This is a genomic window from Nocardia sp. NPDC002869 (genome assembly GCF_046764065.1).
Taxonomy (GTDB): Bacteria; Actinomycetota; Actinomycetes; order Mycobacteriales; family Mycobacteriaceae; genus Nocardia; species Nocardia rhamnosiphila.
Window position 1 is genome coordinate 1 of the sequence record NZ_JBKOOL010000237.1, and the last position, 6,398, is coordinate 6,398.

7 protein-coding genes are annotated in these 6,398 nt (G+C 67.8%); 4 read left to right on the top strand and 3 right to left on the bottom strand.

All coding sequences use genetic code 11. From position 1 onward, the window contains the following. Window positions 1-195 precede the first annotated feature (195 nt). The gene (locus tag ACLML9_RS27055) at window positions 196-996 is read right to left on the bottom strand and encodes a biotin--[acetyl-CoA-carboxylase] ligase (protein WP_411948157.1); all 801 of its coding nucleotides are present in this window, start codon (window positions 994-996) and stop codon (window positions 196-198) included. Window positions 997-1,057: 61 nt separating this feature from the next. Next, window positions 1,058-1,240 (bottom strand): hypothetical protein, encoded by a 183-nt coding sequence (locus ACLML9_RS27060; protein ID WP_411948158.1) that lies wholly within the window; start codon window positions 1,238-1,240, stop codon window positions 1,058-1,060. Window positions 1,241-1,522: 282 nt separating this feature from the next. On the opposite strand from ACLML9_RS27060, the gene ACLML9_RS27065 reads away from it, so the two are divergent. The 3 genes from ACLML9_RS27065 to ACLML9_RS27075 all read left to right on the top strand — a co-directional run bounded on the left by ACLML9_RS27065 (window position 1,523) and on the right by ACLML9_RS27075 (window position 4,277). Next, complete coding sequence (locus ACLML9_RS27065) at window positions 1,523-3,163, top strand: acyl-CoA carboxylase subunit beta (protein ID WP_411948159.1); 1,641 nt, start codon at window positions 1,523-1,525, stop codon at window positions 3,161-3,163. A gap of 120 nt (window positions 3,164-3,283) precedes the next feature. Beyond that, the gene (locus ACLML9_RS27070; RefSeq protein ID WP_411948160.1) at window positions 3,284-3,613 is read left to right on the top strand and encodes an acyl-CoA carboxylase subunit epsilon; all 330 of its coding nucleotides are present in this window, start codon (window positions 3,284-3,286) and stop codon (window positions 3,611-3,613) included. A gap of 25 nt (window positions 3,614-3,638) precedes the next feature. Next, window positions 3,639-4,277: a Maf family protein gene (locus ACLML9_RS27075; protein WP_411948161.1), complete on the top strand. Its 639-nt coding sequence runs from the start codon at window positions 3,639-3,641 to the stop codon at window positions 4,275-4,277. On the opposite strand, the gene ACLML9_RS27080 is transcribed toward ACLML9_RS27075, so the two are convergent. Next, window positions 4,206-5,186 carry a helix-turn-helix transcriptional regulator gene (locus ACLML9_RS27080; protein WP_411948162.1) on the bottom strand — a complete coding sequence of 327 codons (981 nt, stop codon included), beginning with the start codon at window positions 5,184-5,186 and terminating at the stop codon, window positions 4,206-4,208. The two genes, ACLML9_RS27075 and ACLML9_RS27080, sit on opposite strands and share 72 nt — an antisense overlap. A gap of 166 nt (window positions 5,187-5,352) precedes the next feature. Between ACLML9_RS27080 and ACLML9_RS27085 the strand changes: the two genes are divergently transcribed. Further along, on the top strand, window positions 5,353-6,210 hold the full coding sequence (locus ACLML9_RS27085) for a sulfurtransferase (protein WP_411948163.1): 858 nt from the start codon (window positions 5,353-5,355) through the stop codon (window positions 6,208-6,210). Window positions 6,211-6,398: the final 188 nt, after the last annotated feature.

The window sequence follows — 6,398 nt, forward strand, 5'->3', positions numbered from 1 at the left end:
GATTTCACTGGTCTTTATATTTGTGATTTCCCCATACCCCACCCCTCACCCCCACGAACGACCCCACCCCTCACCCCCACGAACGACCCCACCCCTCACCCCCACGAACGACCCCACCCCTCACCCCCACAACCAACTCCGCCTCGTCGACCCGGACCGCCCGACCTATGAAACCCGGCCTCCCCGCGGGAACTCTCAGTCCCCGGGCCGCAGATGCGTCACATCTCCCGCCGCGACCGCCCGGTCCTCGATCAGCAGTCGCCCTGCCGAATCGATATCGCGCGCGATCCCCGTCAGCACCCCGCCTCCCGGCAGTTCCGCCCGGACCCGGGAGCCCAGCGTCGCGCAGCGTTCCCGGTAGGCGTCGGTGAGCGTCTCCGCGGCCCATCCGGATTCCTGCCACCGGGCGTAGCGGCGGGCGAACTCGATCAGAAAGGACAGCACCAAGCGGGTGCGGTCGATATCGGTGGCGCCGCTGAGGAGCAGCGAGGTGGCGTGCGGGACCGGTAGTTCGTCGGCGGTGAGGCTGACGTTCATACCGATGCCGACCACGATCGCCGGGCGGGGCCCCGCGGCGGCGACTTCGGCCAGGATGCCGGCGACCTTGCGGCCTTCGATCAGCACGTCGTTGGGCCATTTCAGGGCCGCGGGCACCCGGGCGGTCGTCGTGAGCGCGTCGACCGCGGCGATCCCGGTGAGCAGCGGCAACCAGCCGAGTGCTTCGGGGCCGAGGCCCTCGGGCCGGACGAGCAGGGACAGGGCGATCTGCGCGCGCGGCGGACTGGCCCAGGCGCGGGCGAGCCGGCCACGCCCGCTCTCCTGCGCTTCCGCGACCAGTACGACACGGTCGATATCCGGGTCTCCGGCGCGCGCGATCAGGTCCGCGTTGGTGGATCCGGTCGATTCGATCACAGTGATTCCGGTGTAGAACGCCAGTTCCGGAGTTCCGGTCAGCGCTCTCCGGAGATGTTCGACGTCCAACGGTGGCCTCTGCACCAGGGCAGGGTACTGGCCGGGGCCGGTGGTCACCGCACGGCGGGTGCGGTGACCACCGGGTCTAGCCGGCGAGGTCGTAGCCGATGGGCCGGGAAACCGCAGACATCGCCTCGTTCTCCACGGTGTCGGTCTCTTCGGCTTTGTTCTCGGCGACTGTTTCGGTGATGGTCGGTTCCGGCTCGGTCACCCGGGTGAACGCCAAGGCCTCCGGGAATCGGCCGTCTCGAGTTGTCCAGTGCCACATAGCAGGCCACCTCCCCTCTGTGTTCCAAAAGTGGCCTGCTGCAAGGGTATTGCCTGACACGGTAGAGCGAAAGTGAATTAATCGCGGCCCGCGCGCACGAACCGGACAGGTTAGGCTTGTGACGGATCACCGTGGCGTGTCGTGTGGACGTTTACCGCGATTCGCGGTACACATATGAACCGGTGACGACTTGTCCACCTGGGGTTTTCTGGACCGGGTTCTACTCACCAGTAGCAGGATCTGGGTTAACAGCGCGGTGCGGCTCTGGTTACACTCCGAGCCATGACGAGTGTCCAGCAGCAGCCCACGCCGGATTCGGCAGGTGCGCCCGATATCCACACCACCGCCGGCAAACTGGCTGACCTGCGGAATCGGCTGGAAGAAGCCCAGCATCCGATGGGCGAGGCCGCAATCGACAAGGTGCATGCCAAGGGCAAGATGACCGCGCGGGAGCGCATTCTCGCCCTGCTCGACGACGGTTCCTTCGTCGAACTCGATGCCCTGGCCCGGCACCGCAGCGTGAACTTCGGCCTCGACAAGCAGCGCCCGCTGGGCGATGGCGTGGTGACCGGTTACGGCACCATCGACGGCCGCGAGGTGTGCATCTTCAGCCAGGACGTCACCGTGTTCGGCGGCAGCCTCGGCGAGGTGTACGGCGAGAAGATCGTCAAGGTCATGGACCTGGCGATCAAGACCGGCCGGCCGCTGATCGGCATCAACGAGGGCGCCGGCGCGCGTATCCAGGAGGGCGTGGTCTCGCTCGGCCTCTACGGCGAGATCTTCCACCGCAATATCCAGGCCTCCGGCGTCATTCCGCAGATCTCGCTGATCATGGGCGCCGCTGCGGGTGGGCACGTGTACTCCCCCGCGCTCACCGACTTCGTGGTGATGGTCGACCAGACCAGCCAGATGTTCATCACCGGCCCGGACGTCATCAAGACCGTCACCGGCGAAGAGGTCACCATGGAGGAGCTGGGCGGCGCCCACACCCACATGGTGAAGTCGGGTTCCGCGCACTACGTGGCCTCCGGTGAACAGGACGCCCTCGACTACGTCAAGGACCTGCTGTCCTACCTGCCGAGCAACAACCGCGCCGAGGCGCCGCGCTTCCCGGCCTCGGATCCCATCACCGGCGCGATCGAGGAATCGCTCACCGAACAGGACATCGAACTCGACACGCTGATCCCGGATTCGCCGAACCAGCCCTATGACATGCACGAGGTCATCCGCCGGCTGCTCGACGACGACGAATTCCTGGAGATCCAGGCCGAGCGGGCCATGAACATCATCGTGGGCTTCGGCCGGGTCGACGGCCGCAGCGTCGGCATCGTCGCCAACCAGCCCACCCAGTTCGCCGGCTGCCTCGATATCGACGCCTCGGAGAAGGCCGCGCGGTTCGTCCGCACCTGCGACGCGTTCAATGTCCCGATCATCACCCTGGTGGATGTGCCCGGCTTCCTGCCCGGTACCGACCAGGAGTTCAACGGCATCATCCGGCGCGGCGCCAAGCTGCTCTACGCCTACGGCGAAGCCACTGTGGGCAAAATCACGATCATCACCCGCAAGGCCTACGGTGGCGCCTACGACGTCATGGGTTCCAAGCATATGGGCGCCGATGTGAACCTGGCCTGGCCCACCGCCCAGATCGCCGTGATGGGCGCCTCCGGGGCGGTCGGTTTCGTGTACCGCAAGAAGCTGGCCGACGCCGCAAGGGACGGGGCCGACGTGGACAAACTGCGGCTGGAACTGCAGAACGAGTACGAGGACACGTTGGTCAATCCGTACATCGCCGCCGAGCGCGGTTACGTGGACGCGGTGATCCCTCCGTCGCACACTCGCGGCCAGATCGTCTCCGCGCTGCGGCTGCTGGAGCGGAAGATGGTGACCATGCCTCCGAAGAAACACGGCAACATCCCGCTGTGATCCGGCGATACGCTCTGTAGGCCGCACACTGATTTCGGGTATGCGATCGGTGAGAGAAGATCGACCGGGCTCCGCTGAACCGCGCGAGCCCGCTCGAGGCAAGAGAGAGGATCTGGCACTGTGACGATTGTGGCAGAAGAAGAAGTATTGGCCGCAGCGGAACTGGACCTCGCCACCAGGGATGTGCCGGTCGATACCGCGACCGAAGCCGCCGCGGGCATTGCCGCCGCGATGAACGGGGAGAAGCCGTTCCTCGTGATCGAGAAAGGTGCGCCGACCGACGCGGAGATCGCCGCACTCGTGTGTGTGTTCACCGCTGCCGCCGCCGCGGGTTCGGCATCCGCCGATTCCGGCCCGCGGGATCTGTGGGGCAAGCCGACGATGATGCACCGCGGCAACTCCCCGTTCTCGCCGTACTCCTATCCGCAGCTGTCGCATCTGCGGTTCTGACACCGACCTCAGGAGAATTCCAGACGTGACCCGGCTGGTACTCGCGTCCGCGTCACCCGCCCGCCGGTCGGTACTGCGGGCCGCGGGCATCGAACCCATCGTCCGGGTCTCGGCCGTGGACGAGGATGCCGTAGCGGCGGCCCTACCGGCCGATACCGGCCCCCGGGAAGTCGTCGTCGAACTGGCCCGGGCGAAAGCCCGGGCCGTGGCGTCCACGCTGGCCGAGGACGCACCGGATCCCGATCTCGTCGTCGTCGGCTGCGATTCCATGCTGCTGATCGACGGTGCACTCCAGGGCAAACCCCATACGCCGGAGGTGGCGCTGGCGCGCTGGCAGGCCATGGCCGGGCATTTCGCGGACCTGGTCACCGGGCACTGTGTCCTGCGCGTACGCGACGGCGTTGTCACCACCGAGGCGATCGACTGCAGCGCCACCACCGTGCACTTCGGTAAGCCCGATCCCGCCGAGCTGGACGCCTATATCGCCACCGGCGAACCGCTGCAGGTGGCGGGCGCGTTCACCCTCGACGGGCTGGGGGGCTGGTTCGTCGACCGGATCGACGGCGACCCCTCCAGCGTCGTCGGGATCGGATTACCACTGCTGCGCCGACTGCTCCAGGAAGTGGGTGTTGGGGTCGCCCAGCTGTGGGCCGACCGCACCTGAGGGCGGAGCGCCGCGGAACACCCGGCCACCCTGCTGCCCCGCGGACGGCGCCACCGGCCCGGTAGCGGGCGGGAACGGGTCCGACTCCAGGGACGCGGACGCGGGCGGCAACTGACTGCCCGGCGGCACCGTCTGCCCCGACGCCCGCGCCAACCGCGCCGCCTGCCCGGCGGCCGCATCGATGCGGCCGGGCTGCGGGCGCCTGCGCGCGGCCGTCGTCGCGGAGTCGGCCGCTTCCGCGGCCGGAGCCTGCGCGGGTGGCGGACCCACCTGCCGCAGCCGCACCTCGCACATCTCCTCGGTCACGAACGGCACGAGCTCGGCCTCGACCGCCCCCTGGGCCCCGGAACGCTCGAGCAGCGCCGCCAGCAGCCCGCGATGTACTCCGCACACCACTTCGGTATGTGTTCGCGCCAGATCGCGCAGCGGGCAGGCCGTCAACCGGACCACCGCGCCCTGGCCGGGGTCACGCACGGCGCTCTCCCGCCCGTCCCGTTCGGGGGCGAAGCCCAGCTCCGACATCAGCGAGACGACACGGTCCTTGGCATCGCGCACCGACTCGACCGGCTCACCGGCGGTGTCGAGTTTGTCTCCCCAGGCCCGTCCGGCCGCCCGGCCGGCGGCCGCCTGCTGCTCCGGATCGGGCCCCAGCTGGTCGGCCAGCACCTGGGCCAGGTCCTGATAGCCGATGGTCCGCTGGACTGCCCGGTACCCGATCCGCGGCCGGCCCCGGCCACGGGGCGGCTGCTGGAACTGCCGGACCAGTGACTCCCGGGTGAGGATGTCGAGGTGGAACCGCACCGTGGTGACATGCTGGCCGGTGATCTGCGCCAGCTGCTGTGCGTCCAGGGGCTCGCTCGCGCCGCGGAGGATCGCGAGCAGGCGCCGCCGCGGCCAAGAATCAGACATGCTCACCCCTCCTTCGGGGAGACTTTATCGGAGACATGTGCGATCAAATCGCCCATTGCACCGACTCTGTGCTCATCAACAAGTTCACGTCAAGTCACACTTACTATCCACAGTGCGGCTCGAACCTGTCGTCAGCACTGCCCGCCTCCTGTGAAGGAACCCGAACGTGCCCGTCGCCCCGGACCCATATCCCGCCTTCGCTTCCTACGCTCACCCACACCGTTTGGTAACCACGGAATGGCTGTCGGCAAACCTCGGCACGCCCGGTTTGAAGATCATCGAATGTAATGCCGACGTCCTCCTCTACGGCATAGGCCATGTTCCCGGGGCCAGCAAGCTCGACTGGCGCAGCGACCTCGACGACCCGGTGACCCGTGACTATATCGATGGCGAGCGGTTCACCGAACTCATGCGCTCCCAGGGCGTCGAACACGACGACACCGTCGTGCTGTACGGCAATGACGGTAACTCGCACGCCGCGCACGCGCTGTGGCTTTTCACCATGTTCGGCCACCGGGACGTCCGACTTCTCGACGGCGGCCGCGACGCCTGGATCGGCGAGGGTCGCGACACCGTTTTCGAAACCCCCGAACCGTCCCGCAGCCGATACCCGCAGGTCGAGCGGGAAGATACGTCGATCCGCGCCTTCCGCGAGGAGGTCCTCGACCGCCTGGGCGACCCGCTGGTCGACGTGCGCTCGCCGCACGAGTACGCGGGTGACCCCGGCTCGGGCGGGCCGGTCGCGGCCCTGCGCGGCGGGCATATCCCCACCGCCGTCAACATCCCGTGGACCAGTGCCCTCACCTCCGGCTCCCGCTTCCGCGGCCGCGCCGAACTGGACGAGATCTACGGCACGGTCGAGCCGGGGCCGGTCACCGTCTACAGCGGGGTCGGCGAACGCTCCAGCCACACCTGGTTCGTCCTGAAGTACCTGCTCGGCCGCGAGACGGTACGCAACTACGACGGTTCCTGGACGGAATGGGGCAACTCGGTCCGGATGCCCATAGCCACCGGCGGAGTGTGACCGGAGCTCCCCGAGCCCACAGAACAGCAGGTCCACCGAGCCACCTGCAACGTCAGCGCCCACGCCACCACATGAGTCGAGACGCAACCGAATGCGTCGAGTTTTACGAGACACCGTCAAAGGGTTGAGGCCCGTCTCGCCGTTTCGGCCTCGAAAGCGCACGAGCGAAGCTCGAGTCTCGAGGCCGA